Here is a 24810-nt window from a genome sequence, read left to right on the forward strand (position 1 = left end):
ACGCCCGCCACGTCGGCTGAGCGAGGAACGAGCGAAGCCCTGAGTGTTTCGCGGGTACGAGGGTCTCGATACGCGCCTCGGGCGGCGCTACTCGACCAGCGGAGGTTCGCGCAGGCGGCTCAGCGCGCGCGACCGCGCAGCCCGCTCGGCGACGCCGCCGGCAGCTGCGTGCGCACCGCAGCGCTGATCGCGGCGAGCGCGTTCCTGGTGCTCGCCGAGAGGGTGCGCGCCGAAGCGGCCTGAGCCGAGAGCAGCGCTCGATCGTATGGCAGCACACCGGCCAGCTCGAGCCCGCTCTCCGCTGCCGGGCCCTTCAGCGCCGACTCCGTGGTGCCCGCCCCACCCTGCCGCACAGCGACGAGCAGCGGACGCGCCGGCGCCAGAGGGCCGCCGACGGCACGCACGTGGTCGAGGGCGAGCGCGGCCGCGCGCAGTCCATCGAGAGTCGCGGCGGTCACCAGCACGACGACCGTGTCGCGGGTGAGCACCGCGTTGACGCCGGCCGAATACAGGGTCGCGCCGAGGTCGTGCACGGCCAGGCGCTCGTCGACCGTGCGGTCGAGCACGGCCGGGTCGAGGCGCGCGGCCAGGGCGCCCCCGCTGTGGTCGAGCAGCTGCGGGGCGCTGACAGGGGTGCCGAGCGCGGCGGCGAGGAGGGCGGCGACCGTGGTCGTTCCGACTCCTCCGGCGACGCCGGCCACGACGACGCGCATCTGCTCCGGCGCAGCGGACGTGGTCTCGGTGCCGAAATCGATAGTCATCAGCTGGCGTCCTCGAGCACGAGGGTCGCGCCGAGGTGCACGGCGAGCCGGTAGAGGATGTCGAGGCCGGGCTGGCCGTCGCTCCGCCACGGAATGTAGACCTCGCTCCACCAGAGCGGCGTCGGCACGGCGGGGGCCGATGGCAGCAGGCGCTCGATCTCGTGCGCGTTCGCGATCAGGGTGGAGTGCTGCACCGTGATCACGGCCTGGCCGTCGGCGCCGAAGAGCTGCAGCGCGGCACCGTCGTAGAGCGAGCGCACCTGGAGCTGTTCGTCCACCAGGGCTGCGGCGCGCAGCACGGCTTCGAGGTTCACTCCGGTTGGGCTGAGCAGCACGGCGTCACGAGGCATGAACGGCTTCCTTTCGCTCGTCGTCGTTCTCGTCCGCGTTCTCGTTCGCGATGCCCTGCGCCGCAGCGCCGAGCGGGACGTTGGCGACCTGGATCAGGCGGGGGCGTTCGCCGCGCCGCACGAATCGTCCACGGCCGGGCACCATCTGCTCGGCGTAGAGCTGCGGCAGGACCTGGCCCTCGCTGCGCTCACCGGACATGACGATCGCCGAGCCGCCGGTGTCCCGGATCGTCTGCAGTGCGACATCGAACATGGCGCGGCTGCTGCCGGAGACGGGCCGTGCGAGCAGCACGTGCAGGCGCAGATCGCGGGCGGATGCCAGGTAGGGCAGCAGCGGCTTCAGCGGCTCCATGCCACCGGAGGCCAGGATGTCGTAGTCGTCGACGACCACGACGATGCGCGGGCTGGCGCTCGTCGTGCCGGCGGCCTTGCCGGCATCCTGACGCTTCTCCAGCTCCTCGGCGATCGCGACGGCCAGGCCGCGCGCCTCCCGGCTGTTCGAGGCGTGGCCGCCCATGTAGTCATCCGGCACGCCGCCGACCAGGTCGCCCCGGAGGTCCATCAGTGCCACGACGAGCTCGTCGGCCGTGTAGCGATCGACGAGCGCGGAGAGCAGCGAGCGCAGCACCGTCGACTTGCCTGCCTGGGTGTCGCCGAAGACGAGCAGGTGCTGGTCGCGCGTGCCGAGCTCGAGGAACACCGGTTCCATGGTGTCCTGGCGCAGGCCGAACGGCAGCCGGTCCGGCTCGTCGAAGACGTCAGGCAGCAGCGCGGGCGAGAGGTCCTCAGGCAGCAGGCGGATCGGCGCGGCGGCCGGGCCCTGCCAACCGGCGGCGGTCTGCGCCGCGAGTGCCTCGAGCGCGTCGCCGAGCAGCGCGTCATCCACGTCTTCCATGGTCGGCAGCGCGGTCTGCGCCAGCAGGCTCGCGTCGGTGAGGATGCGGCCGGGCTGATTCGCCTTGAGCGTCGTGCTCAGCTTGCGGCTGATCACCGAGTCGGCCGGGTCGTTGATGCGCAGCTCCAGCCGGGTGCCGACGAGCGACTGCAGGTTCATCCGCATGTCGTTCCACCGGTTCATCGTGATGACGACGTGGATGCCGAAGCTCCCGCCGCGGCGCAGCAGGTCGGCCAGCGGCTCCTCGAGATCCTCGAAGTCGGCGCGCAGCTGGGCCAGCCCGTCCACGAGCAGCACGACGTCGGCGCTGACCAGTTCCGGAATGCGCCCGGCCGCGTGCGCCGTGCGCAGCATCGCCGGGGAGTCGATGCCGTGGTCGCGGAACACCGCCTCGCGGGTGGCCAGCATGCCGTGCAGCTCCTCGAGCAGACGGCGCAGCCGGTCGCGGTTGCCGCGGGTGGCGACGCCACCGACATGCGGGAACTGCTCGATGCGGCCGAGCCCGCCACCGGTCAGGTCCATGCCGTAGACGGTCACCTGGCGCGGCGTCTGGGTGAGGGCGATGGATGCCGCGACGGTGCGCAGGAAGGTGGAGCGCCCCGATTGCGGCGCCCCGATCACGGCGACGTGGCCGCCGGAGCGGGTGAGGTCGAGCCGCCACGGCGCCTGCCGCTGCTTGGTCGGGTCGTCCAGCAGGCCGATGGGGATCTGCAGCGTGCTCGCGCCGTCGTCGGTGGTCGTGCCCTGCAGTGCGCGGGCGAGGGTGACCCGGTTCGGCAGCGGCGGCAGCCAGACCGGGGCGGTGGAGCGGGCGGCCGTGCGCAGGCGGTCGACGCACTCGTCGATGAGGGCGCGCCCCGTCGTCGGCCGCGAGAGCTCCTCCTCGGCCGCTGCCTCGTCGCCGTCGGTGGCGACGCCGTTGTAGACGGGCAGCAGCAGCGGCACCGCGGAGCTCTCCGGCTCCGCGAGTTCGCGGGCGAGGTCGCCGGGCACCGGCCCGGAGACGTAGCCGGCACGGAAGCGGCGGTAGATCGAGGTGTCGACCTTCAGGTAGCCGAAGCCGGGAACGGCGGGCAGGTGGAAGGCGTCGGGGGTGTCGAGGATGACGGCGCTCTCGGCCTCGGAGAAGGTGCGCAGCCCGAGCCGGTACGAGAGGTAGGTGTCGAGGCCGCGCAGCTTGCCGCCCTCGATCCGCTGGCTGGAGAGCAGCAGGTGCACGCCGATGGAGCGGCCGATGCGACCGATCGTCAGCAGCAGGTCGACGAAGTCGGGTTCGGCGGTGAGCAGCTCGCCGAACTCGTCGATCACGACGAGCAGGTGCGGCATCGGCGGCAGCTCAGGGCGTTCGGCGCGGAGCTCGCGGTAGTGGCTGATCGACGCCGAGCTGCCGGCATCCTTCAGCAGCTGCTGCCTGCGCACGACCTCGCCGGCGATGCTGGAACGCGCGCGCTCGGTGAGCTGCGGGTCGTCGGCGAGGTTGTCGATGATGCCGGCGACATGGGGGAGCCCCTTGAACGGCGCGAACGCGGCTCCACCCTTGTAGTCGACGAGCACCATGCTGAGGTCGTCCGGGGAGTGCGAGAGCGCGAGGCCGAGGATCAGGGTGCGGAGCATCTCACTCTTGCCGGAGCCCGTCGCTCCGATGCAGATGCCGTGCGGCCCCATGCCGAGCTGGGCCGACTCCTTGAGGTCGAGCAGCACGGGGGCGCCGACGTCGTCGACACCGATCGGCACCCGCAGGAAGTCGCGCGGCGACCGCGGCGCCCACGAGGCGGCGGTGTTGAAGTCGGCCAGATCGCGGATGCCGAGCAGCTCGGTCACGCCGATGGCCCGGCCCTCGTCGAGCTGCTCCTGCGCGCTGAGGCTGACGCGCAGCGGGCTCAGCGTGCGGGCGATGCCGGCGAGCAGTGGGAGCCCGACGCGGTCGATGCGCGCGCTCACCGCTTCGGCCGCGGCATCCGTGCGCGCGTCGTCGATGGTGGCGGTGCCGGCGTCGATGCTCAGCCGCACGGTCACCTCGCTCGGCTCGTGCAGGCGGTCGCTCAGCAGGTGCACGGCGATGATGCGCAGCTCGGCGTCGCCGAGGTCGGCGTCGACGCTTGGCAGCACGGATGCGACCTGGCCGAAGTCGTCGATGAACACGACGAGCGCCGAATCCGGCAGCGCTCGGGCGCGGCCGGCCGGCGGCTTGCGCTTGGCGGTGGCCGCCCGCTGGGCGCGCTCGCCGAGCTCGCCGGAGATCACCTGGGCCAGCGCAGCGGTGCTGGACGCCAGTCGGCGCGCAGGCACCGGGCCGTCGAAGGTGTCGCCCATGCTGAGGTGGGGGAGCAGGTCGACGCCGGCCCAATCGGCGGCGGCGTGCTCGGGGAAGACGGCGGCCAGCTGCACGTCGTCCGGCGAGTGCATGGCGGCGATCTGCAGCAGCAGCGCGCGGGCGGCGCCGAGCACATTGCCCCGCTCGCCGATGATGGAGACGTGGCTGGCTCCGGCCAGGTCGATCGTCACGGGCATGGCCTGCACGCGGGAGTAGTGCCGCACGACGGCCTGCGCCTCGCCCGTCATGATCGGGTCGTAGGGCTGAACCGGGTTGGCGTCATCCGGGATCGCCAGATCGAAGCAGCGCACGTCGCCGAGGCCGATGCGCACACGGAGGAAGTCGACGTCGGAGCGCCGGCGCTCCCACCGCCTGGCCGGGTCATGCACGAGCTCGCCGAGCGTTCCGGGGTCCGGGTCGAGCAACAGCGCGTTCTCCCGCAGTTCCGCACCGCGCTCGCGCAGCGTTCCGCGGAGCGTCTCGAGGTAGTCGAGGTAGTGCTCGCGCTGGGTGCGCCTGGTCCTCGCCTGGTTGCCGCGCTGTGACAGTGCCATGCCGACGCCGCCGACGAGCGCGACGACGAGGATCATCGCGCCGACGACGACCATCACCGGGTTCGTGCGCAGCACCATGATCATCGTCATCGACGACAGGGCGCCGAGCACGGGCAGCATCGTCTGCATCGGCAGCCCGCCGACGGGGCCGTCCGGCATGATCGGGGGCGGCGCGATCATCTCGCGCTCGGCCGCCTCGACGGCGCGCGTGACGCGTGCCGGGCGGTGCACGATGCGGAGGGTCATGCGAGTACCCCCTCGCGAGTGACGGTGACGGGAGGGGCGATCGCGCTGCTGACGATGGTACCGGCGAGCCGGGCTGCGGCCAGGCGGGAGGGGGAGCGGGCGGGGCGGCCGGCTGCTCGCGCGGCATCGAACGGCATGCCGAGCACGGGGACGCCGGCGTGGCCGGCGACCGTCTCCAGCACCCGGCCGGCATCGCGACGCCGACCGTTGGCGACATCCACGAGCGCGAGCACGACGCGCGGCCCGGACTCCTGCCCCTGCAGTGCGGCGATCATGGCGACCGCCTCTTCGGCCGCGCGGCGCTCAGCGCGGGCGAGCAGGCAGACGACGTGGCTCGAGCCGGCGATCTCGGCGAGGTCGCTCTGCCAGGGGCGAACGCCCCAGTCGGTGCAGACGAGGTCGAAGAAGCGCGCGATCGAGCTGACCTCTGCCGCCCACGTGACCGTGGATGCCGGTGCGCCGGCGTCCCCGACGCGCAGCGTGAACAGGCCGCTCGCCGCCTGGGGCAGCCCGGCGACGGCATCCGCACCGTCGCGGGCGCGCTGACGGCGTTCGCTCTGGACCGTCGGCGCGCTCGGGGCGGTGGGCTCGGCCGTTCCCGCATGCCAGCCGAATCCGAGCGGACCACCGGCCGCATCGACGCCAAGCACCCGACCGCTCCGCCGGGGGGCGAGCACGGATGCCACGGCCGCCGCGGTCGTCGAGAGGCCGCTGCCGCCGTGCAACTGCACGAAGCCGACGCGCCTGCTCGTGGCGATGGGCTGGCGAATCGCGCTGTCGCTCTCGGCGACCGCCCGCGCGGTGCGCGCGGTCGCGGTGAGCATTGACAACGGCATCGCTCCGAGCGTCGCGAGGGGTGAGAGCGGGCGGGCGGCCATCAGAAGGTCTCCAGCAGCTGCGCGTACAGCCCGAACACGCCGAGCAGCAGCGGCACGGTGCTGACGACGGCGAGCGACTCGGTCGTGTTGCCGAGGCGGCGCAGCGTTGCCCGCGTGTGCGCGGCCGGCCGCACGCCGGCGGCGATGGCCACGAGCACGGCGGCGACGACGAGAGCCGCGAGCGCGAGCCATATTCCCGAAGCGGCATGTGCCGCAAACGCGCTGAGCGCGATGAGCGCGCTCGCCGTCCACAGCGCGATCGCGTCGACCGCCAGCGGGAACGCGCGGGTGCGGAGCGCGGCCGTCACGGCAAGCGCGGCGCCGAGGCCGATCGCCCAGCCGTTCGCACTGGCCACGAGACCGACGCCGCACAAGGCGAGCACGATGGCGGCGGCCACGGTCGACCACGACAGGGTGCGGTAGGCCTCGTCGGCGGTGCTGAGCACGGTGCGCCGCGAGCGGAGTCGGCCGGCGACGACCTCGTCGTCGAGGCCGGTGAGCCCGGCCGCGGCGAGGGCGAACCACGGAACGACGCCGCTTGCGATGGCGGCGACGACGCCGCCGATGCCGAGTGCGCCGAGCGGGTCGACACCGAGCACGAGCAGGAGGAGCGGAACGAGCAGCAGGGCGACCCCGAGCAGGCTGCCGGCGAGGGCGGCCCGGCGGCGCTGACCGATGCCGAAGCCGGCGGCGATGCAAAACCACGCCAGACCAAGGCAGTTCATGGCGGTCGCGAGCGCGACGACTGCGCCGAGGCGGGTTGGATCGGCGCTGCCGGATTCCTCGAGCGTCGGCATCGCGACGGGCAGCAGCGCGGCGGCGAGCGGTAGGGAGAGGCCGAGCGCGGCGGCGGTGGTCGCGGTGCCGGCCCAGCCCAGACCGGCGCGGCCGAGCAGCACGGCGGCGACGAGCAGCGCCGGCCAGGCGATGGCCAGCGGGAGCAGCGTTGACGCCGTGATCAGCGGGAGCGCGACGCCTCCAGCGATGGCGGCGATGATACCGATCGCCACCGCCGCGAGGGTATGCCTGGGGCGCTCGCCCCAGAGGCCGCCTCGCGTGCGCAGGGCGTCGGCGACGGCATCCGTCACATCGGAGACCTCGGGCGGGGCCGGGGCATCGTCGATGCGGCTGAGGTGCAGCAGCTCACCGTCGAGCACGAGCTGTTGCGCGGCGGAGAGGCCGAGGTCGAGCTGCTCTCCTGTGCTGCGCACCAGCGCGAGCGGGCGGGCGATCGATCCGCTCGGCTCGGCGAGCAGGCCCATCAGCCGCGGCATGAGGCCGGCGAACGGCTCCTCGCTCGGAACCACGAGTTCTGCCTTGTTCAGGGTGCCGATCACGGTGAGGCGGGTGAAGTCAGTCATGGTGTCTCCGAGGACGATGTGGCTGCGGGCTTCTGCTGCTGCTGCTGCGTGGCAAGGGTGTTGCTGACGAAGGAGACCCCGACGCACACGGCGCAGGCGACGGCGGCCAGCACGATGCTTGTCGTGAAGCGCTTCCGGTTGTCGTTGATCACGCGGCGGCCGTCGAGCTGACCCGTGAGGAAGGCGCCGAGCAGCCGGTTGCGATGCGTCTTGACCGCCTCGAGCAGGATCGCGTCGTGATTACGCGCCATGCTTGCCCCCGCTCTCACTCGTGCCCGTGTCGTTGAGACCCGTGTCCAAGCGGTGCCGGGCGCGCAGGCCGTCCAGCACCGCACTGCCGTTGCCGAGGAGCGCGCCGAGGCGATCGACGTCGACCGCGCCGAGCACGGCCTCGACGCGGGGCCAGCCGAGTTCGTCGAGGGTGCCGAGCGGGAAGAGCAGCGCGGGTATTCGCGGCCGCCCGACGGCGATGGCCCCGAACTCGGCGACCATCCGTGCGGGGTCCAGCCCCAGGGCACGCACGCCGGGCGCCCCGATCAGCAGGGCGAGCGGGTTGGCCGGCGCCTGCAGCACGGGGGAGCGCAGCTGGCTGCTGACGCCCGGCCGCGCCAGCGCGAGGGCGATGAGCGGCATCGTCTTCTCCTCGCCCGCGGCGAGCAAGCCGAGCACGCGCTCGGGGGCCGAGGTGGCCGAGTCCGAACCGGCGGCGCCGACGCCGAGGAACAGTTGCGAGATCTCCTCGAGGCCGCGGTCGGTCCGCCGAACGCCGAGCGTGCCCGTCAGCGGGTGCGTGCGCGTTCCCGCCAGCGCGAACTGGGTGTCGGCCGGCATCCGGCGGCGGGCGACTGCCGTGAGTTCGGCGCGATCCCAACCGACGGTGGCCGGCTCCGTGACGCCCCAGCCCGTCGGGGCGACACCCTGCAGTGTCGTGGTGGCCTGTTCGGCGAAGCCGCCGAGTACGGCGTCGGCGTCTGCACGGTGGCGCACGGAGGCGCTGAGCAGAATCTCGAGCTGGTCAGTCGGCTTCGGCCGCAGGTAGTCGACGGCGACGTCGTCGATGTCGCGAATCGCGGGCGAGGCGAGCACCTCGTCGATCGTCGCGAGTTTCGCGCCCGTGATGCCGTCACGCAGCGTGCCGCCCTGGCCGCGCACCACCCACGCACCGCGGTAGTCCCGCATCGCCTGGTAGTACGCCTCGGTGAGTGCGCTGAGCTCGTCGGTGACAAGCACGACGCGCACGTCGCCGCTCGCCGCCTGCACGAACAGGTCGGCGCGCCCCTCGCTGAGGTAGATCACCGCGCTGCGGCTCTCGCTCTGGACCCAACCGGCGTGCACGGCGTCGACGAGCGGATGCCGGATGGTCTCGTGGTCGGTCACGCGGCGCCTCTCATCGGCTTCACGAAGCTCAGCGAGCGGTCGCCGAGGGCGAGCATCCAGCGCTCGGGAACGGGGGTGCGGATGCCGGCCGGAAGCGCCTCGCCCATGGCCTCGGTCTCCGCGGTCCCGAGGAGCGTGGTGCCGTTCGTCGAACCGAGGTCGGTCACCCAGATCTCGCCGCCGGACCATTCGATCAGCGCGTGCGTCTTCGACAGTGTGCGGGAAAGGTCGGGCAGGGCCAGCAGCTCGTGCTGGATGCTCCCCACCGCATTGGAGGGGTTGCGCCCGATGAGCAGCCCTCCGCTCAGGCTGACGCGCTGGCCGCTGTCGAGCACCAGGGTGAGTGGGCCCTCCTGCGGGGTAGCGGCGGCGGCAGCGGGAACAGCGGCCGGTGGGAGAGCGGACTGCGGGAGCTCGGTTCGGGCGGCGCGCTCCGCGGTGGCGATCGCCAGCGGCGCGAGCGGGACGAAGACGGCACGGAGTGGGTCACGCCCGTCTAGCAGGTCGATGCATGACAAGCCGCGCCCGGCGCGCGTCACGATCCGTGCGAGGAGGGCAGGCGTTCCGAGCGGTGTCGCGGTGAGCGTGTCGACCGTGCGGGTGCGCGTGATCCAGCCGCCGAGCCAGCGGCCGCTGCGGCCGTTGGAGAGGAGGCAGAAGCCGGCGGCCACGACGCCGAGAAGCAACAGGAGCAGCCCAACCCCCTGTGTTCGGGGCAGGAACGCAGAGGCGAGCAGGGCTGCTGGCACGAGCAGATCGATCAGCACGGCGAGCAGATGCCGCCACGGCGGTGCGACGGCGGTGCCGTTCAGCAGGGGAGCGGCGCTCGCGGCATCCGCGGCGGGGGCGTGCCTGGTCCCGCAGTGCCGACAGTGCACGTCACCGGCATCGGACCATGCGCCACAGCGGCCGCATGTTGCGGTGAAGACGACTGCCGAACCCATGTACCCCCACCGCTCGATCGAGGGGCACCCCGCCCCAGTGTGGTCAAAGCTACCGCGTACCCCCCGAAGGCGTGTAATCACCTCGTGAGGATCCGACAGAATGGCTGTGCCCCGAATCGCTCGGGCCAGAGTGAGAGGAAGGTCAGCACATGACACACGCCGACCGCGACGACGCGACGATCGCCCTGCTGGTCGAGTCCGCCGAGGCAGCGGGGCTGAAGCGGCGCGAGCGCCCGGATGCCCTCCTTGTACTCCGCGATCCCGAGATGACCTACACGCTGAGCGAGCGCGACGGCCTCTTCATCGTGCAGAGCAGCGACCGCGGCACGGCTCCCTGGCTTGCGATGGCGAGCGAACAGCTCGAGGTGGCCGCCGCGGGGCTGCTCCTCCTGATCGCCGTCCCGCTGCGCCAACAGCTGGGACTTCCGCACTTGGAGGCGCCGCGTGAACTGGCCGACGGGGTCACACTGGTGCCGGATGTCGACGGGCTCCGCCTGAGCTGGAGCGAAGCCGGCCAACAGCGCTCGGCCTGGTTTCCCGATAGTCACGCGGGACGGCGCTCGGCTGTGGAGTTCTCGCACGCCGCCGGCCATCCCCCAGAAATGGTGGCGGTCTCCGTGCGCGACCCACGAGGGGCGCCACTCTTCGCGCGATGACGAGATGTCGCGTCACCCCCCGAAGGCGTGTCATCATGACTCTCGGGGGAAATCCCTGCCGCAGCATTCGCGCACATCGTGGCGCACGACGAGGGGAACAGTCATGAAGTTCGCAATGGGGGCCAGCACGCTGAGCACCTTGACCAAAAACACGTCGACGTCGAATGACGATCTCGGCGCACTGGTCAAGCAGCTCGCGGAGTCGGCCGAGCCGCTCCAGGGCAAGTTCAATGGTGCAGGTCGCGCCGCGTTCGACGCGTTCAAGGGCCAGACCGACCGCATCGCAGCCGAGCTGAACGGCGCGCTCGCCGCGGTGCTCGGTGGTATCGCAGGCATGGACAAGGCCCTCGGCGAGGGTGACCAGGAGATGGGCAGCTCAACGCAGTCGTTGATGGCCAACTCGAACTTTGACGCAGCCCGCTTCGGCGGAAAGGCATAGGGGGAACCGATGAGCGCACAGGGTCAGGCGGATCGCCGCGACTACGACATCCACGCCTCGCAGAACGCGCAGGAGAACTTCAACCGCGTTGCCGCGCAGCTGGAATCGCTGATCGATCAGCGACAGAAAGACGTCAACGCCGCGATGAGCGACTACCAGGCGGACGGTGTCTCCGACGAGTACGCCGGCAAGGAGCTTGCCTGGCGGAACGCGGCCGGTGAGGTCAAGACGATCATCGCCACGCTCCGCGCCTCGATGGAACAGAACGACGACACGGCACAGACCGCGCTCGGCAAGGCCAAATCCGCCGTTGACGGCATCGGCTAGCTGACGCTGTCGGCACTGGTCGCGTAACGAACGAGGGGGATGGCGCGATGGCATCATCGGAGGGCTGGAGCATCCAGCCGGAGCAGGTCGCAACCGTGCTCACGGCGGTGAACGGCAAGGCGGAGCTGATGGGGGCAGCACTGGCGACGTTGCAGGCCGACGTCTCGTCCGCGGCGGCGGCGACGGGCAACTCCGCGGCCATCTCGCAGGCACTGATGGACTTCTTCGCGCAGGAAGGCCCGCGCCTCGAGGGTGTCAGCAAGCGCATCGCCGCATCTCTCACCGGTGCGTCGGATGCCACATCCGCCTACGTCAAGGGCGACTACGAGATGGCCAGCACCTCGCAGAGTCTGCAGGTCGAGCTGATCAACAACCCGGTGCTGCCAGGTAACGGGGCCTACTAGGCATGGCCGAACACATCAATCCCGCGGCGATCCCCGGCGATGCCCTGCAGCCCGAGCTGCTCGTGCAGCACGCGGATTCGCTGGCGAAGGCGGCATCCGGCACCCGTGACCACGGAGCAGAGGTCGTCGCCGAGTGGCAGAAGCTCTCTGCGTACTACACGGCGCCGGAGGGCCCGCAGCTCTTCGCGGTCATGACACCGGTCGGCCCGGCCACCTCGGCGTTCGGTGACAATCTCGACGTCGTCGTCGCGGCGCTCAAGGCCTTCGCCGACGAGGTGATCCCAATCAAGGCGGAGCTCGCCAGGCTCAAGGGCGAGGCCCAGACCTTCGTCGACACCACCGTGAAGAACGGCGTCGACGTCAAGTACACCGACTACGGCTACGGATACGGCGGCTACGGCGCATCGGGCGCGTACGCCGGCTACGGCTACAACGCCTTCGGCTCCTACACCCAGGCGGCAGAAGACAACCCCGTCACGCGCACGCACCACCAGAACTGGGACGAGAACCAGGGCGCCGTCGACGAGAACAACGCGCTGATCGCGGCGGTGAGCGCCCAGCAGGTGAAGCTGTGGGCCGCGGAGCGCACCTGCGCCAACACGATCCGCGCGCTCTTCGGGGCCGACCCGCTGCGCTCGATGCAGAGTGAGGATGACGCCCTCGGCTACGGCCTGAGCGAGATCCCAGAGGGCACCGAGATGCCGTGGGGTGCCGCGACCAAGCGCACGGAAGGCTGCGCGGAAGCGTCGCTGACCTTCGTCTTCGAAGACGTGATCTGGAAGGGCATCGCCGTCGGCGGTGTCTGGGGCACCGTCACCGGCCTCGGCACCCTCCTGCTCGGCTACAACCCCGCCACCGGGGACTTCTTCAGCGGCGACGCCTACGGCGCGGCGTGGAGCGGGCTCGGCATGCTCGGTTTCGGCCTCGCCACAGCCGGGCCGCTCGGCATCGTCGGGGGCTTCGTGCCCGGTCCGGTCGGCGACTTCTTCCGCGGCGGGCAGGAAGCCGTTGTCAACACGCTCAAGGGCGTCGTCGCCTGGGACACCTGGGCGGAGAACCCCGGTGAGGCGCTCGGCTCATCCATCTTCAACATTGCGACGATTGTCATCCCGGCCGGGGCGGTGGTCGGCGGCGTCAAGACCGCGACCGGTGCGGCCAACGCCCTCGGCAAGGCCGCGAAGATCGTCGACATGGTCGACCCGGGGGCTTGGCTCAGCAAGGGTGTCCTCGGCGGCTCGAAGTTCATCGCGCCGTCGGTCGCCGATCTGCTCAAGTCGCTGGACTTCAACCTCGGCGACAACATGGGCAACCTCTTCGATGGCTCGACGCTCAAGATCGCGAACTTCGACGGCTCCACCTTCGACTTCACCCCGCCCAAGGCCGATGTGCCCGACAGCTTCGACGTGCCACCGGCGCGTGGAACGGACGCAGCCGACATTCCCGTACGGATGCCGGAGTCCGTCGTCGCCGGCGCACCTGGCTCCTCCCAGTTCCTCAGCCCCGACACCCACATCGGTGGTACCGGCACGACCGTGCTCGACACGCCCCCCAGTCACGGTGGCGGGACCGGTTCCGGTAGCGGTTCTGGCAACGGCACGGGCAGCGGCTCCGGCACGGGAGCCGGCGGCGGTTCTGGCGCAGGGACGGGTACTGGCGGCGGATCCGGCCATGGATCGAACACCGGCGCGGACGGCGCTGACGGTGTGCCGCCCAAGGACCCCGCCGACGTCGCCGACCCGAGCGATCCGCCGAAGAAGCCGTGGGACCCCGAGATGGGCGACCCCGTGCTCAGCGATGCCGACTACGGCCCCGGCTTCGAGCGGGTGCCCGACCGCACCGACAGCAACCCGATCGACGACAACTACGGCGACGTGCGCCCGGATGGCGAGAGCGGCCGCCTCGACGACAAATACGCACACCCCGGAACCGTCTCTGATGACGTCGCGCACATGATCGAGGACCCGACCGCGCCGTACGGCCGCGGTGACGACGGCACGCCCTACTCCCGTGAGGAGTGGGAGTCGCGTTACACCGACGAGGACGGCTACCCGATCTACCCGGGCAACGACGGTGGCAAGCTCGGGAGCTTCGTCGAGTTCGACAACATCGCGGACTTCAAGGCTCACTACGGAGAGAGCCTGGACCGCTTCGGTCACGATGGCGGTAAGTTCCTCTCGTTCCCGGAGATGTCCTTCGAGTCACGGGCGCTGCCGCCGAGCAACTTGAGCGCGACTTACTCGGTGTTCGAGATCGGCGACAGCCTGCCGGATGGCTACCGCATCGAGGTGTCGGAGATCGCTCCCGCCTTCGGCCGCGACGGCGGCGGCCTCCAGGTGCGCTTCTTGGACCCTGACGGCCAGCCGGTCTCGGTCGCGTCCCTCCTGGATGGCGAAAACCCGCTGCTGTCCCGTTCGACCGACGATTCCTCAACGCTCAGACTGGGCGATGACAATGACTTGAGATTTGAATCGAGCTCTACGTCGGATTCTCTTATCGAGAACGCATTCCATCGAGCGGAGCAGGACGGCACAGTCGAATCGCCCGGAAATGTGGGTGTTCCGCCCACGGTGTTGAGCGCAGCAGAGCTACAACAGATTCGGACCGATGGCTATTCGGTGGCCTTCTTCGGTGATGACAACCTGAAGTATTACCAGCAGCCGCAAACAACGCTGGGAGCAAATGGTCGTCCATTCTTTGTCATGCCGGGCTCTGATGCCGTTCTGGTGCAGAATGCGCACGATGCCGCACGGTACACCGGGATGTCTCCGTCCACGCTGCGGGCCTATACCAATGGCGGCGAGGTGTATGGGGTCGCGTTCCCGGCAACCGGCATTGCGCATCGCGTACCGGTGGCAGCCGACGCCCAAGGCTGGGCGCACTTCTTAGAAGGCGGCCACACCGCGGTTCGACTACCTGAGAGCGGTGCAAGCGGTGGGCCGTTGAGAAGTGGATATTTGGTCAACCCCGTGCGAGAGCTTGTTGTTCCCGGTGGAACAGCCATGCCTCCTGGCAGCGTCCTCTTCAGGCTGGGGCCGAACGGTGACCCGATTGTGCTGCGGAGGTTCCGATGAAGACGTGGGAGGAACAGGGCTGCGAGGTGTGTCGGCAGCAGTGGATGAGCGGTGACCGGCCACAGTATCTTGCTACAAATATTGAGCGACACACGACGCTTTTTCGTTGTGTCGTGTGTGGTAGTTATTGGGAGGATCGCGAGCGATACGCTGTTGAGGTGACGAAGAGCGAAGCAGCACTCTATGGCGAGCAGATTCTCGACAATGGTTGATCTCGGGAGACCCACGACGCTCCTGGAACGCGCGATACTGAGATCGAGCCGCCAGCAGCTCAGCATGCAGTCATTGCTCTGGATTCTGGCGGCCAGCGAATTGATCGTTCCCACCACCGAGGACTTCCACGGAAACGTGGATGAATTCAAGCCGTTGCTCTTGGCGGCAGACGATGCGCTCTATCTTGCAGTCTTCACTCATGCCGATCAGATCGGAAGTTACGCCGCGACTGCCCCCGCGTACGTGACCATGGCAGGTGAATCGGTGCTCATGCGGATGCCGCCGGGTGCTGGACTCATCGTCAACGCGGGCACTGCTCGTGGTTTCGAACTCCCCGCCGATGGCCTGGCCGCAATCGTTGACGAGATCACCGATCGTCATTGACGATCGGCGATGCTCGGTACGCCGTGCAAGGCCGTCGAACCCCGAGTTACCGCGCAAGCCATGACGAAAGTGAGGACTTTCTGGAATGTCTGATGTGTCTGGACCGTGGGCTGAGCGCGAGGCGTTCAACGCCCTCGGGGTGTTGCTTTACCGGTTGCTGTCAGAAGGCGACGAACGAATCGAACTTTCCGTCAGTGCAACCGTGGCAACGAGCAGCCCCGATCTCCTGGCGTTCAACCCGGCTGGTCGCTATCCAACACCGTCGGGTCGTGCCAATAGCGTGCGGGGTTCCGTCGAGCTGTGGCAGGCCATCGACACTCTGCGGGCTGCGCATTACAAGCCCCAGTTGGGCACGTGGTTCAGCGCGCATATCACGGTGGGTGCTGATGGTAGTGCGACCGCGGAGTGCAACTATGACGCGGAACCCGAGTGGGAGGTTCCGATCGACCCGATCGCGTACGTGACCGATCTCGAGGCGTTCCCTCGCGATGAGGCACATCAGCCTGAATGGTTGAAGCAGAAGCTCGTCGAGGGGCGTGCGCGTCTGGCGGCTCGCGACAAGTGAGCACGGCCGGGACGCGCGACGAGGACACCGCGGCCCTGGGTGTCGTGCAGAGGGTGGCAGCACTGGCGACGGTGCAGAGCTCTGACGAGGAGGGCCTCCTCGTCAGCCTCTGGGACATGGAGATGAGATACACCATAACCGCCAACGATGGCCTCTTCGTCGTGCAGAGTAGCGACAGGGGCACGGCGCCCTGGCTGGAGATGGCCGGCGAGGGCCTGCCCGTCGCGGCCCAGCGACGGCGCGCCGCTGTTCGCATGATGCGGCCCGTGGCCGATGCGCGCGCACGGGCCGTCGCTGAATTGTCGAAGGCGGAGCTCTCGGCCGGCCGGCCGCTTGAGCTCGTACACGCCTTTCTGAATCGCGACGGTCTCCGTGTCGCTGGGGCGGTCGACAGAGAATGAAACCTCGTGATGCGTTCTTCTCGCGCGCAGATCGGTACTCGCTCGGTATCGACGACGAATCTGGACGGCACTTCGCTTCGCTGCCGGTAAGCGCTGGCGTCGTCGACTATGAGGAGTACTACGAATTGACGGACGAGCAGTTCGCGCACTTCCTAGCGGTGCCGACGGACGCGGTGATCTTCATCGAGGAATGCGGTCGCCGCGAGCACGATGACCTCCTGATGCAGAAGCCAGGCTGGAACCGGGGAATCCCGGTTTGAGCGCCCCGTCTGCGCGGGAGGCGATCGTAGCGCTGCTCGTCGCAATCGGTGCCAAGGCGGGGCTGAAGCCGGTACAGCGGCCCGGCATGATCGTGAGCCTCCGCGACCCCGAGATGGTCTACATGGTCGGCGAGCAGGATGGCCTTGTGATCGTGCAGAGCAGCGAGCGCGGTGGTGGGCCGATCGTAAGGCTGGCGAGCGAGAGCCTCGATGTCGCGGCGCGCGGCATCCTCATTCTGATTGCGGTTCCGCTCCGGCAACGGCTGGGATACAGCTCAGCGTTTCGCACGCGGAGCCTGGCACCTGGCGTGCTCCAGGCACCGGATATCGAGGGGTTCCGGCTGAGTGGGACTTCGGGCGGTAGAGCCTGGTCGGCGTGGGTGCCGGACAATGACGCCGGGCGCGTGATGGCACTCAAACTCTCCGTCATATCCGAAGACTCGCTTGAAGCGGTTGCGGAAGCTCTGTCCACACCGGGCGGCGGCCCGCTCTACTCCTCTGCCCCGTGACAGGGTGAGACGAGTGTTCCGGAATGGGTGACAACTCCGGAAGCAGTGCAGAGCGCGACGCATTCAATGGGGTTGGAGTCGGCCTGTACCGACTCACGCTGGATGGTGACTCGACGGTTGTTTTTCTAGCGAGCATGACGGTGCCGGTGACCTACGAGCGCGTTCGTGCCTTCAACCCGGCTGGTCGACTAGGAGTCGGCCGTGATCGGCTCAAAGGTCGCGTGATGGCCATGTTCGCGGATTCCGGCTGCGAGTACTGTCGGGCCTATTGGACGGCGCACATGAATGATGAGGTCTGGTTTGTCGGGCCCGGTGGGAATCAAACCGTATTACCAGTGTCGCCAGTGCGGCTCGTATTGGGCGGTACCCGTCGGCGCGTATCCGGCCGTCGTGGCGAAGGACGTCGTCGATCGCGAGTTGGAGCGCCCCGAATGACAACGAGCTTCGCCGAGGCGGTCGGTGTACGCGTAGGCGCCGTCGAAGACTTGTCGAGACCGGAGCTCACCGCAGTCAACGTTGGCGCAATTGACGCGGGTGCGCTCCCCACGGACCCCGTGCGGCTGCACAACGAGGCAGGTACCGTGTTCTGCCACGGTGATTTCGCCATCGCCTACTTGACAGAGGGGGCGTGAACCCGGTCGATGGAGCCAATCACGCGCACGTCTTCCAGACAGACGCGGAGGGCCGCACCGTACTCGCGCACACGGATCAGCTCTCACTAGGCGACGCCGACCGTTCGGCTTCGGTGCAGAGCCGGGTCGGGCATGAGGGTGGCGATGGCTACGAAGGCGGGCACCTATTCGGCAACGGCTACGGTGGTGGCGGAGAGTACACGAACACCGTTGCCATGTTGCGCGATCTGAATCGCGGTGCCGGCGACAGTTTCTTCAACCTGGAGAATCAGTGGCGGGCGCTGCTGAAGGCCGATCCCGATGTACAGATCGAAGTCGACATTCGCCCGCACTACCCGGCGGATGGCGGCAGGGTCCCCAGCAAGGTTGAAGTGGAATTCACCATCAACGGTGGCGATCCCGAATGGAAGGTCTTCAAGAATGGATGACGAACGCGGCCTGATGGCTGAGCAGGAAGCGCTCGCCGTGGTCGGTCGGCAGCTGTACCGAATCATCCCGGAGGGGGCGCGCGCCGTCGTGTTTCGTGCCGCAGTGCTCTCCGCGGTCATGTCGGCTTCCGCTGTCGCAGAGGCCGAAGACGGATCGACGAGCGCTCTTCGTCTTGGCGGGAAGCTCGACAGCGATGACGTCGACGCGCTGCGAAGCCTCATGTATCGGCCGGGCAGTGGCACGTGGTTCAGCCTGGAGCTGACCGTGACCGCACAACAGAGCATGACATCCAGATTCAATTACGACGACGAACCCGACTTCGGTCTCGGCGGTGTGGACCCGATCGCGTACGTGACGGATCAGGACGCGTTCCCTCGCGATGAGGCGCGTCAGCCGGAGTGGTTGAAGCAGAAGCTCGTCGAGGGGCGTGCGCGTCTGGCGGCTCGCGACAAGTGAGCACGGCCGGGACGCGCGACGAGGACACCGCGGCTCTGGGTGTCGTGCAGAGGGTGGCAGCACTGGCGACGGTGCAGAGCTCTGACGAGGAGGGCCTCCTCGTCAGCCTCTGGGACATGGAGATGAGGTACACCATAACCGCCAACGATGGCCTCTTCGTCGTGCAGAGTAGCGACAGGGGCACGGCGCCCTGGCTGGAGATGGCCGGCGAGGGCCTGCCCGTCGCGGCCCGTGGCCTGCTGCTCATGCTGGCCTCGCGCGTGCGACGGAACCTGGGGTACCCACCGATCGCGAAAGCGCTGGACTCGGCGGGGATGCTGCCGGGCGTCTCTCTGGAGCCGGACGTCGACGGGCTACGGCTGCGCTGGAGTGAGAACGGCGAGCCTTGTTCCGCGTGGTTCCCGGACAGCATCCAGGGGCGCAGGTCTGCGGCGCAGTTCGCGCAGATCGCCGGACGCTCTCTCGACGAGCTGGAACGGTCGCTCACGTCCAGCGACGGCGCGCCGTTGTTCGCATGATTCCGGAGATGACGGCGCCGGTGCACGGCGCCGTCAATGCGTACGATTGCGAGGGCGCGACGACAGAAAGAGGCACCATGAACTCGGCACGACCGGCAACTGTGCTGGAACGAGCGATCGCCCGCGCGCAGGCGGGCACGCTCTCCGCGCCAACCGTTCTCTGGACGCTGGCAGCCAGCGAGCTGATCATCATCAACCGGGATGCGGTGGATGACGGGGCCATGCCGTCGGATCCCGTGCTGCTGCACGACGACAAGGGGACCTTCCTCGCCCTGTTCAGTCACCGCGAGCTGGCGGCCGCATACCTGACAGACGGGCACGCGGCGGTCGCCATCGCCGGACTTCAGCTGCTCAGGCGCTTGCCCGACGGCGTCGGCATCGTGATGAACCCCGGCTCGCGGCTGGGCTTCGAGGTGCCGGGCGACGGAGTGCAGGCCTTCGTCGCCGATCTGATGGGCGACGTCAGCGGTAGCTGACGCGCTGCAGGCGTCCGGCGGCGACGAGGTCGCGGATGCCGGTGAAATCGTCGGCGAGGGTGAAGCGCAGCCCGCCTCCCGGCTGGCCGAACCACGGTTGGGCGAGCTCGGCGCGCACCAGGATGTCGCCGGTCGACAGGAAGCGGTGGATCTCGGCGCCCTCGAGCGCGGTCGGCGGCAGCGAGCGCTGCCCGGCCGAGGTGTTCAGCGGGTAGAGGATGACGCCATCGAGGCAGCCGACGCGGTCGAGCGGAAGCCCGGCGGGCAGCTGGATGAGAAGCGAGGAGCCGGGCTCCGCGAGCCGCTGCATGAGGTCGATGTAGTGTTCGCCGACCTTCTGGATCAGCTCGAAGACCTGCTCCGGCGTGTAGTCGACGGCGGCGGGCAGCGGCTGGTCGAGGTAGGCGAGGAGGCGCTCCTCTGAGTGCTCGGGGGAGTCGGCGGTGACGAGCGGGTACGGCCGACCGTAGTCGATCGTGGCGACGACCGGCCCACTGGGCCCCGCCGCGATTGTCAGCGCACCCTCAAGCGGCGTGCCGGGATCTCCGGGCAATTTCACAGCGCGCGGATTGATGCCGCGTGCGTTCAGCCGGGCCCGGAGATTTTCAACCATGGTGATCACGCTAGCCGACGCGTCAGAGGGCGGCATCCTGCCCCGTATTGCCAGCCATTGCACAGCTCTCGCCATTTGACCGGAGCGACACGGGAAGGTAATATTTCGTGGGTGTGCGCTTCGTCGTGCGCATGGACGCTGCCCGAAAGGCAGAGCCCAGGCGCCAGAGGCACACACATGGGAACCCTGAATTCGGGTTACCCCCACGGCATATCCACCATCCAAAAGCATCGCTACTCAGCGGAGCCGGTGGGTCCAGATGAACTCGACACATTCCCAGACGCAAGTCAGGTGCGTGTCGAATGCTAGTCACCAGGCTGTCACCGTGCAGCACAAATAAGGAGCTCAGTAGTGCCAACGATTCAGCAGTTGGTCCGCAAGGGACGTACGCCGAAGGTCACCAAGACCAAGGCCCCCGCCCTGAAGGCCAACCCCCAGCAGCGTGGTGTTTGCACCCGTGTGTACACCACCACCCCGAAGAAGCCGAACTCCGCGCTCCGCAAGGTCGCTCGTGTCAAGCTCTCCAACGGCACCGAAGTAACCGCCTACATCCCCGGTGAGGGCCACAACCTCCAGGAGCACTCGATGGTGCTCGTTCGCGGTGGTCGTGTCAAGGACCTCCCCGGTGTGCGCTACAAGATTGTTCGCGGCGCGCTCGACACTCAGGCAGTTAAGAATCGTAAGCAGGCTCGCAGCCGCTACGGAGCGAAGATGGACAAGAAGTAATGCCTCGTAAAGGACCAGCACCCAAGCGCCCCGTCGTAGCAGACCCGGTATACGGCGCTCCCATCGTCAGCCAGCTCGTCAACAAGATTCTTCTTGATGGCAAGAAGGGCCTCGCCGAGCGCATCGTTTACGACGCACTCGAAGGCGTTGCAGCCAAGAACGGCCAGGACGCCGTTGTCACGCTGAAGAAGGCCCTCGACAACGTGCGCCCGACCCTCGAGGTCCGTTCGCGCCGCGTCGGTGGTTCCACCTACCAGGTCCCGGTCGAGGTCAAGCCTCACCGCGCCAACACCCTGGCTCTCCGCTGGCTCACCAGCTACGCCAAGGCTCGTCGCGAGAAGACCATGACCGAGCGCCTCACCAACGAGATTCTCGACGCGAGCAACGGCCTCGGTGCCGCTGTCAAGCGTCGTGAAGACACGCACAAGATGGCCGAGTCGAACAAGGCCTTCGCACACTACCGCTGGTAGTAGTCGCTTGTCGGATGCCGCAGGCTCACCCCTGCGGCATCCGAGAGCCTCGTTCGACCTGACCAAAAACAAAACTTTCGGAGGAAATCCGTGGCACAAGACGTGCTCACCGACCTGAGCAAGGTCCGCAACATCGGCATCATGGCCCACATTGATGCCGGTAAGACCACCACTACTGAGCGCATCCTGTTCTACACGGGTGTGAACCACAAGATCGGTGAGACCCACGACGGTGCCTCGACGACCGACTGGATGGAGCAGGAGAAGGAACGTGGCATCACGATCACTTCTGCCGCCGTGACCTGCTACTGGAACAAGAACCAGGTCAACATCATCGACACCCCCGGCCACGTCGACTTCACGGTCGAGGTCGAGCGTTCGCTCCGCGTGCTCGATGGCGCCGTTGCCGTCTTCGACGGCAAGGAGGGCGTTGAGCCCCAGTCCGAGACCGTGTGGCGTCAGGCTGACAAGTACAACGTTCCCCGCATCTGCTTCGTCAACAAGATGGACAAGCTGGGCGCTGACTTCTACTTCACCGTCGACACGATCATCAACCGCCTCGGCGCTCGCCCGCTGGTTCTCCAGCTGCCGATCGGCTCCGAGTCGAACTTCGAGGGTGTCGTCGACCTCATCGAGATGCGCGCACTGACCTGGCGTGGAGACGCCAAGGGTGACGTCCAGATGGGCGCCAAGTACGAGATCGAAGAGATCCCCGCCGACCTCGTCGACAAGGCCGCCGAGTACCGCACCGCGCTGCTCGAGGTCGTCGCCGAGACCGACGACGCTCTGATGGAGAAGTACTTCGGTGGCGAAGAGCTCACCGTCGCCGAGATCAAGGGCGCGATCCGCAAGCTCACGGTCAACAGCGAGATCTACCCGGTTCTCTGTGGCTCTGCCTTCAAGAACCGCGGCGTTCAGCCGATGCTCGACGCTGTCATCGACTTCCTCCCGTCGCCGCTCGACGTGCCGGCCATCGAGGCCCACGACGCTCGCGACCTCGAGAAGGTCGTCATGCGCCACGCCGACGCGACCGAGCCCTTCACGGCTCTCGCGTTCAAGGTTGCCGTTCACCCGTTCTTCGGTCGTCTGACCTACGTGCGCGTGTACTCCGGTCGCCTCGACTCCGGTGCCCAGGTCGTCAACTCGACCAAGGGCAAGAAGGAGCGCATCGGCAAGATCTTCCAGATGCACGCCAACAAGGAGATCCCCGTTGACTCGGTGACCGCCGGCAACATCTACGCCGTGATCGGCCTCAAGGACACCACCACGGGTGACACGCTGTGTGACCCGAACAACCAGGTTGTCCTCGAGTCGATGACCTTCCCCGAGCCCGTCATTGAGGTCGCTATCGAGCCCAAGACCAAGGCTGACCAGGAGAAGCTCGGCACCGCAATCCAGAAGCTCGCCGAAGAAGACCCGACGTTCCGCACTGAGCAGAACCAGGAGACCGGTCAGACGGTCATCAAGGGCATGGGCGAGCTCCACCTCGACATCCTCGTTGACCGCATGAAGCGCGAGTTCAACGTTGAGGCCAACGTCGGCAAGCCGCAGGTTGCTTACCGCGAGACCATCAAGCGGGCTGTCGAGAAGCACGACTACACCCACAAGAAGCAGACCGGTGGCTCGGGTCAGTTCGCCAAGATCCAGTTCGGCCTCGAGCCGATGGAGGTCACGGCCGACAAGATCTACGAGTTCGACAACAAGGTCACCGGTGGCCGCATCCCTCGCGAGTACATCCCCTCGGTTGATGCGGGCTTCAAGGACGCCATGCAGTACGGCATCCTCGCTGGGTACCCGTTGGTCGGCGTCAAGGCGATTCTGCTTGATGGCGCTGCCCACGACGTCGACTCCTCGGAGATGGCGTTCAAGATTGCCGGCTCGATGGGCTTCAAGGAAGCCGCTCGGAAGGCAAGCCCGGTTCTGCTCGAGCCGCTCATGGCCGTCGAGGTGCGCACCCCTGAGGAATACATGGGTGATGTCATCGGCGACCTGAACTCGCGTCGCGGTCAGATCCAGTCCATGGAGGACGCAAGCGGTGTGAAGGTTATTCGCGCCAATGTTCCGCTTTCGGAGATGTTCGGTTACATCGGTGACCTGCGGTCGAAGACCTCTGGTCGCGCCGTGTACTCGATGACCTTCGAGAGCTACGCCGAGGTCCCGAAGGCTGTTGCCGACGAGATCGTGGCAAAGAACAAGGGCGAATAGCCCCTGTTAGTGCGAGCCGCCCGGTTCGCGTAACATAACAAAACAATCACCGTAGAGAACCGGTCGCAATCCAGCGACCGGGGCTTCTACTCAAGTCCTGAGGAGGACCCCAGTGGCTAAGGCCAAGTTCGAGCGGACCAAGCCGCACGTCAACATCGGAACGATCGGTCACGTCGACCACGGCAAGACCACGCTCACCGCAGCGATCTCGAAGGTTCTGGCGGACAAGTTCCCGTCCGCAACCAACGTTCAGCGCGACTTCGCGTCGATCGACTCCGCTCCCGAGGAGCGCCAGCGCGGCATCACGATCAACATCTCGCACGTTGAGTACGAGACCCCGAAGCGCCACTACGCGCACGTTGACGCCCCGGGTCACGCTGACTACATCAAGAACATGATCACCGGTGCTGCCCAGATGGACGGCGCGATCCTCGTGGTTGCCGCTACCGACGGCCCGATGGCTCAGACCCGTGAGCACGTTCTTCTCGCCAAGCAGGTCGGCGTGCCGTACCTGATGGTCGCGCTGAACAAGTCCGACATGGTTGACGACGAAGAGATCCTTGAGCTCGTTGAGCTCGAGGTTCGCGAGCTCCTCTCCAGCCAGGGCTTCGATGGCGACGAGGCTCCCGTCGTTCGCGTCTCGGGCCTCAAGGCTCTCGAGGGCGACGAGAAGTGGGTTGACTCCATCGTTGAGCTCATGACCGCTGCCGACGAGCACATCCCGGACCCCGTCCGTGACCGCGACAAGCCGTTCCTCATGCCCGTTGAGGACGTCTTCACGATCACCGGTCGTGGAACGGTCGTCACCGGCCGCGCCGAGCGTGGCACGCTCGCTATCAACTCCGAGGTTGAGATCGTCGGCATCCGCCCGACCGTCAAGACCACGGTCACTGGTATCGAGATGTTCCACAAGCAGCTCGACGAGGCATGGGCCGGCGAGAACTGTGGTCTTCTTCTTCGTGGCACCAAGCGCGAGGACGTCGAGCGCGGCCAGGTCATCGTCAAGCCGGGTTCGGTTACGCCGCACACCGACTTCGAGGGCACCGCCTACATCCTGTCCAAGGATGAGGGTGGCCGTCACAACCCGTTCTACGCGAACTACCGTCCGCAGTTCTACTTCCGCACCACGGACGTCACCGGCGTCATCACGCTGCCCGAGGGCACCGAGATGGTCATGCCCGGCGACACCACCGACATGACGGTCACGCTGATCCAGCCGATCGCCATGGAAGAGGGCCTCGGCTTCGCTATCCGTGAGGGTGGCCGCACCGTTGGCGCCGGCACGGTGACCAAGATCATCAAGTAGTTTCGACTACTGATCTCTGAAGGGGTCGAGCCTTATGGCTCGGCCCCTTCAGGCTTTAACTGACCCGCTG

The 24810-nt window shown here is 67.9% G+C and carries 27 protein-coding genes; 18 read left to right on the forward strand and 9 right to left on the reverse strand.

All coding sequences use genetic code 11. The features are described from left to right. Nucleotides 1–119: 119 nt before the first annotated feature. The 8 genes from EV379_RS02055 to EV379_RS02090 are packed head-to-tail and all read right to left on the reverse strand — an operon-like array spanning nucleotide 120 to nucleotide 9680. On the reverse strand, nucleotides 120–761 hold the full coding sequence (locus EV379_RS02055; protein WP_130504689.1) for a hypothetical protein: 642 nt from the start codon (nucleotides 759–761) through the stop codon (nucleotides 120–122). Continuing rightward, on the reverse strand, nucleotides 761–1111 hold the full coding sequence (locus tag EV379_RS02060; protein ID WP_130504690.1) for a hypothetical protein: 351 nt from the start codon (nucleotides 1109–1111) through the stop codon (nucleotides 761–763). The genes EV379_RS02055 and EV379_RS02060 overlap by 1 nt, the downstream gene beginning before the upstream one ends. Then, entirely contained in the window at nucleotides 1101–5120 is a 4020-nt protein-coding gene (gene eccCa, locus EV379_RS02065; protein WP_130504691.1) for a type VII secretion protein EccCa, read from the reverse strand. Before eccCa ends, EV379_RS02060 begins: the two co-directional genes overlap by 11 nt. After that, entirely contained in the window at nucleotides 5117–5998 is an 882-nt protein-coding gene (locus EV379_RS02070; protein WP_130504692.1) for a hypothetical protein, read from the reverse strand. Before EV379_RS02070 ends, eccCa begins: the two co-directional genes overlap by 4 nt. Beyond that, the gene (locus EV379_RS02075) at nucleotides 5998–7359 is read right to left on the reverse strand and encodes an EsaB/YukD family protein (RefSeq protein WP_130504693.1); all 1362 of its coding nucleotides are present in this window, start codon (nucleotides 7357–7359) and stop codon (nucleotides 5998–6000) included. Before EV379_RS02075 ends, EV379_RS02070 begins: the two co-directional genes overlap by 1 nt. Then, nucleotides 7356–7610, reverse strand: a complete 255-nt coding sequence (locus EV379_RS02080; protein WP_130504694.1) for a hypothetical protein — start codon at nucleotides 7608–7610, stop codon at nucleotides 7356–7358. Before EV379_RS02080 ends, EV379_RS02075 begins: the two co-directional genes overlap by 4 nt. Next, nucleotides 7600–8736, reverse strand: coding sequence for a DUF6177 family protein (locus EV379_RS02085; RefSeq protein ID WP_130504695.1), 1137 nt, complete (start codon nucleotides 8734–8736; stop codon nucleotides 7600–7602). The genes EV379_RS02080 and EV379_RS02085 overlap by 11 nt, the downstream gene beginning before the upstream one ends. After that, the gene (locus tag EV379_RS02090; RefSeq protein ID WP_130504696.1) at nucleotides 8733–9680 is read right to left on the reverse strand and encodes an FHA domain-containing protein; all 948 of its coding nucleotides are present in this window, start codon (nucleotides 9678–9680) and stop codon (nucleotides 8733–8735) included. Before EV379_RS02090 ends, EV379_RS02085 begins: the two co-directional genes overlap by 4 nt. Nucleotides 9681–9829: 149 nt before the next feature. Between EV379_RS02090 and EV379_RS02095 the strand changes: the two genes are divergently transcribed. The 14 genes from EV379_RS02095 (at nucleotide 9830) to EV379_RS02160 (ending at nucleotide 19420) form a co-directional block, all read left to right on the forward strand. Further along, complete coding sequence (locus EV379_RS02095) at nucleotides 9830–10336, forward strand: hypothetical protein (protein WP_130504697.1); 507 nt, start codon at nucleotides 9830–9832, stop codon at nucleotides 10334–10336. Between the two features lie 103 nt (nucleotides 10337–10439). Further along, nucleotides 10440–10775, forward strand: coding sequence for a hypothetical protein (locus EV379_RS02100; protein ID WP_055834731.1), 336 nt, complete (start codon nucleotides 10440–10442; stop codon nucleotides 10773–10775). A 9-nt stretch (nucleotides 10776–10784) separates the two neighbouring features. Further along, nucleotides 10785–11102 carry a pore-forming ESAT-6 family protein gene (locus tag EV379_RS02105; protein WP_055834728.1) on the forward strand — a complete coding sequence of 106 codons (318 nt, stop codon included), beginning with the start codon at nucleotides 10785–10787 and terminating at the stop codon, nucleotides 11100–11102. 47 nt (nucleotides 11103–11149) lie between these two features. Continuing rightward, nucleotides 11150–11506, forward strand: coding sequence for a DUF6507 family protein (locus EV379_RS02110; protein ID WP_130504698.1), 357 nt, complete (start codon nucleotides 11150–11152; stop codon nucleotides 11504–11506). Nucleotides 11507–11508: 2 nt separating this feature from the next. Beyond that, entirely contained in the window at nucleotides 11509–14577 is a 3069-nt protein-coding gene (locus EV379_RS02115) for a TNT domain-containing protein (RefSeq protein ID WP_130504699.1), read from the forward strand. Between the two features lie 204 nt (nucleotides 14578–14781). After that, nucleotides 14782–15174: an SseB family protein gene (locus EV379_RS02120; protein ID WP_278044049.1), complete on the forward strand. Its 393-nt coding sequence runs from the start codon at nucleotides 14782–14784 to the stop codon at nucleotides 15172–15174. Nucleotides 15175–15259: 85 nt separating this feature from the next. Beyond that, the gene (locus tag EV379_RS02125; protein ID WP_130504701.1) at nucleotides 15260–15739 is read left to right on the forward strand and encodes a hypothetical protein; all 480 of its coding nucleotides are present in this window, start codon (nucleotides 15260–15262) and stop codon (nucleotides 15737–15739) included. Next, complete coding sequence (locus EV379_RS02130) at nucleotides 15736–16140, forward strand: hypothetical protein (RefSeq protein WP_130504702.1); 405 nt, start codon at nucleotides 15736–15738, stop codon at nucleotides 16138–16140. Before EV379_RS02125 ends, EV379_RS02130 begins: the two co-directional genes overlap by 4 nt. Then, entirely contained in the window at nucleotides 16137–16400 is a 264-nt protein-coding gene (locus EV379_RS02135; protein WP_130504703.1) for a hypothetical protein, read from the forward strand. The genes EV379_RS02130 and EV379_RS02135 overlap by 4 nt, the downstream gene beginning before the upstream one ends. Continuing rightward, nucleotides 16397–16909: a hypothetical protein gene (locus EV379_RS02140; RefSeq protein WP_130504704.1), complete on the forward strand. Its 513-nt coding sequence runs from the start codon at nucleotides 16397–16399 to the stop codon at nucleotides 16907–16909. Before EV379_RS02135 ends, EV379_RS02140 begins: the two co-directional genes overlap by 4 nt. A 628-nt stretch (nucleotides 16910–17537) precedes the next feature. Then, nucleotides 17538–17969 carry a DNA/RNA non-specific endonuclease gene (locus EV379_RS02145; protein ID WP_130504705.1) on the forward strand — a complete coding sequence of 144 codons (432 nt, stop codon included), beginning with the start codon at nucleotides 17538–17540 and terminating at the stop codon, nucleotides 17967–17969. Further along, a complete protein-coding gene (locus EV379_RS02150) occupies nucleotides 17962–18426 on the forward strand; it encodes a hypothetical protein (RefSeq protein ID WP_165397264.1) in 465 nt (154 codons plus the stop codon). The genes EV379_RS02145 and EV379_RS02150 overlap by 8 nt, the downstream gene beginning before the upstream one ends. Beyond that, a complete protein-coding gene (locus tag EV379_RS02155) occupies nucleotides 18423–18944 on the forward strand; it encodes an Imm61 family immunity protein (RefSeq protein ID WP_130504707.1) in 522 nt (173 codons plus the stop codon). Before EV379_RS02150 ends, EV379_RS02155 begins: the two co-directional genes overlap by 4 nt. Before the next feature lie 77 nt (nucleotides 18945–19021). Continuing rightward, on the forward strand, nucleotides 19022–19420 hold the full coding sequence (locus EV379_RS02160; RefSeq protein WP_165397265.1) for an SseB family protein: 399 nt from the start codon (nucleotides 19022–19024) through the stop codon (nucleotides 19418–19420). Here the strand turns inward: EV379_RS02160 and EV379_RS02165 are convergent. After that, nucleotides 19407–20033 carry a TNT domain-containing protein gene (locus tag EV379_RS02165; protein WP_165397266.1) on the reverse strand — a complete coding sequence of 209 codons (627 nt, stop codon included), beginning with the start codon at nucleotides 20031–20033 and terminating at the stop codon, nucleotides 19407–19409. The two genes, EV379_RS02160 and EV379_RS02165, sit on opposite strands and share 14 nt — an antisense overlap. Before the next feature lie 351 nt (nucleotides 20034–20384). Between EV379_RS02165 and rpsL the strand changes: the two genes are divergently transcribed. The 4 genes from rpsL to tuf all read left to right on the forward strand — a co-directional run bounded on the left by rpsL (nucleotide 20385) and on the right by tuf (nucleotide 24740). Continuing rightward, entirely contained in the window at nucleotides 20385–20759 is a 375-nt protein-coding gene (gene rpsL / locus EV379_RS02170) for a 30S ribosomal protein S12 (protein ID WP_047405383.1), read from the forward strand. Then, nucleotides 20759–21229, forward strand: a complete 471-nt coding sequence (gene rpsG, locus EV379_RS02175; protein ID WP_047405385.1) for a 30S ribosomal protein S7 — start codon at nucleotides 20759–20761, stop codon at nucleotides 21227–21229. The genes rpsL and rpsG overlap by 1 nt, the downstream gene beginning before the upstream one ends. 90 nt (nucleotides 21230–21319) lie before the next feature. Continuing rightward, a complete protein-coding gene (fusA, locus tag EV379_RS02180) occupies nucleotides 21320–23434 on the forward strand; it encodes an elongation factor G (protein ID WP_130504710.1) in 2115 nt (704 codons plus the stop codon). Nucleotides 23435–23546: 112 nt separating this feature from the next. After that, a complete protein-coding gene (gene tuf, locus EV379_RS02185) occupies nucleotides 23547–24740 on the forward strand; it encodes an elongation factor Tu (RefSeq protein WP_130504711.1) in 1194 nt (397 codons plus the stop codon). The last annotated feature ends 70 nt before the right edge of the window (nucleotides 24741–24810 follow it).

The sequence above is a fragment of the Microterricola gilva genome, assembly GCF_004217495.1.
Lineage (GTDB): Bacteria > Actinomycetota > Actinomycetes > Actinomycetales > Microbacteriaceae > Microterricola > Microterricola gilva.

Coding starts and splice junctions, on each gene's coding strand:
- EV379_RS02055 (WP_130504689.1), bottom strand. CDS start 761: ATGACTATCGATTTCGGCACCGAGACCACGTCCGCTGCGCCGGAGCAG.
- EV379_RS02060 (WP_130504690.1), bottom strand. CDS start 1,111: ATGCCTCGTGACGCCGTGCTGCTCAGCCCAACCGGAGTGAACCTCGAA.
- eccCa (WP_130504691.1), bottom strand. CDS start 5,120: ATGACCCTCCGCATCGTGCACCGCCCGGCACGCGTCACGCGCGCCGTC.
- EV379_RS02070 (WP_130504692.1), bottom strand. CDS start 5,998: ATGGCCGCCCGCCCGCTCTCACCCCTCGCGACGCTCGGAGCGATGCCG.
- EV379_RS02075 (WP_130504693.1), bottom strand. CDS start 7,359: ATGACTGACTTCACCCGCCTCACCGTGATCGGCACCCTGAACAAGGCA.
- EV379_RS02080 (WP_130504694.1), bottom strand. CDS start 7,610: ATGGCGCGTAATCACGACGCGATCCTGCTCGAGGCGGTCAAGACGCAT.
- EV379_RS02090 (WP_130504696.1), bottom strand. CDS start 9,680: ATGGGTTCGGCAGTCGTCTTCACCGCAACATGCGGCCGCTGTGGCGCA.
- EV379_RS02095 (WP_130504697.1), top strand. CDS start 9,830: ATGACACACGCCGACCGCGACGACGCGACGATCGCCCTGCTGGTCGAG.
- EV379_RS02100 (WP_055834731.1), top strand. CDS start 10,440: ATGAAGTTCGCAATGGGGGCCAGCACGCTGAGCACCTTGACCAAAAAC.
- EV379_RS02105 (WP_055834728.1), top strand. CDS start 10,785: ATGAGCGCACAGGGTCAGGCGGATCGCCGCGACTACGACATCCACGCC.
- EV379_RS02110 (WP_130504698.1), top strand. CDS start 11,150: ATGGCATCATCGGAGGGCTGGAGCATCCAGCCGGAGCAGGTCGCAACC.
- EV379_RS02115 (WP_130504699.1), top strand. CDS start 11,509: ATGGCCGAACACATCAATCCCGCGGCGATCCCCGGCGATGCCCTGCAG.
- EV379_RS02120 (WP_278044049.1), top strand. CDS start 14,782: ATGGTTGATCTCGGGAGACCCACGACGCTCCTGGAACGCGCGATACTG.
- EV379_RS02125 (WP_130504701.1), top strand. CDS start 15,260: ATGTCTGATGTGTCTGGACCGTGGGCTGAGCGCGAGGCGTTCAACGCC.
- EV379_RS02135 (WP_130504703.1), top strand. CDS start 16,137: ATGAAACCTCGTGATGCGTTCTTCTCGCGCGCAGATCGGTACTCGCTC.
- EV379_RS02150 (WP_165397264.1), top strand. CDS start 17,962: ATGGATGACGAACGCGGCCTGATGGCTGAGCAGGAAGCGCTCGCCGTG.
- EV379_RS02160 (WP_165397265.1), top strand. CDS start 19,022: ATGAACTCGGCACGACCGGCAACTGTGCTGGAACGAGCGATCGCCCGC.
- EV379_RS02165 (WP_165397266.1), bottom strand. CDS start 20,033: ATGGTTGAAAATCTCCGGGCCCGGCTGAACGCACGCGGCATCAATCCG.
- rpsG (WP_047405385.1), top strand. CDS start 20,759: ATGCCTCGTAAAGGACCAGCACCCAAGCGCCCCGTCGTAGCAGACCCG.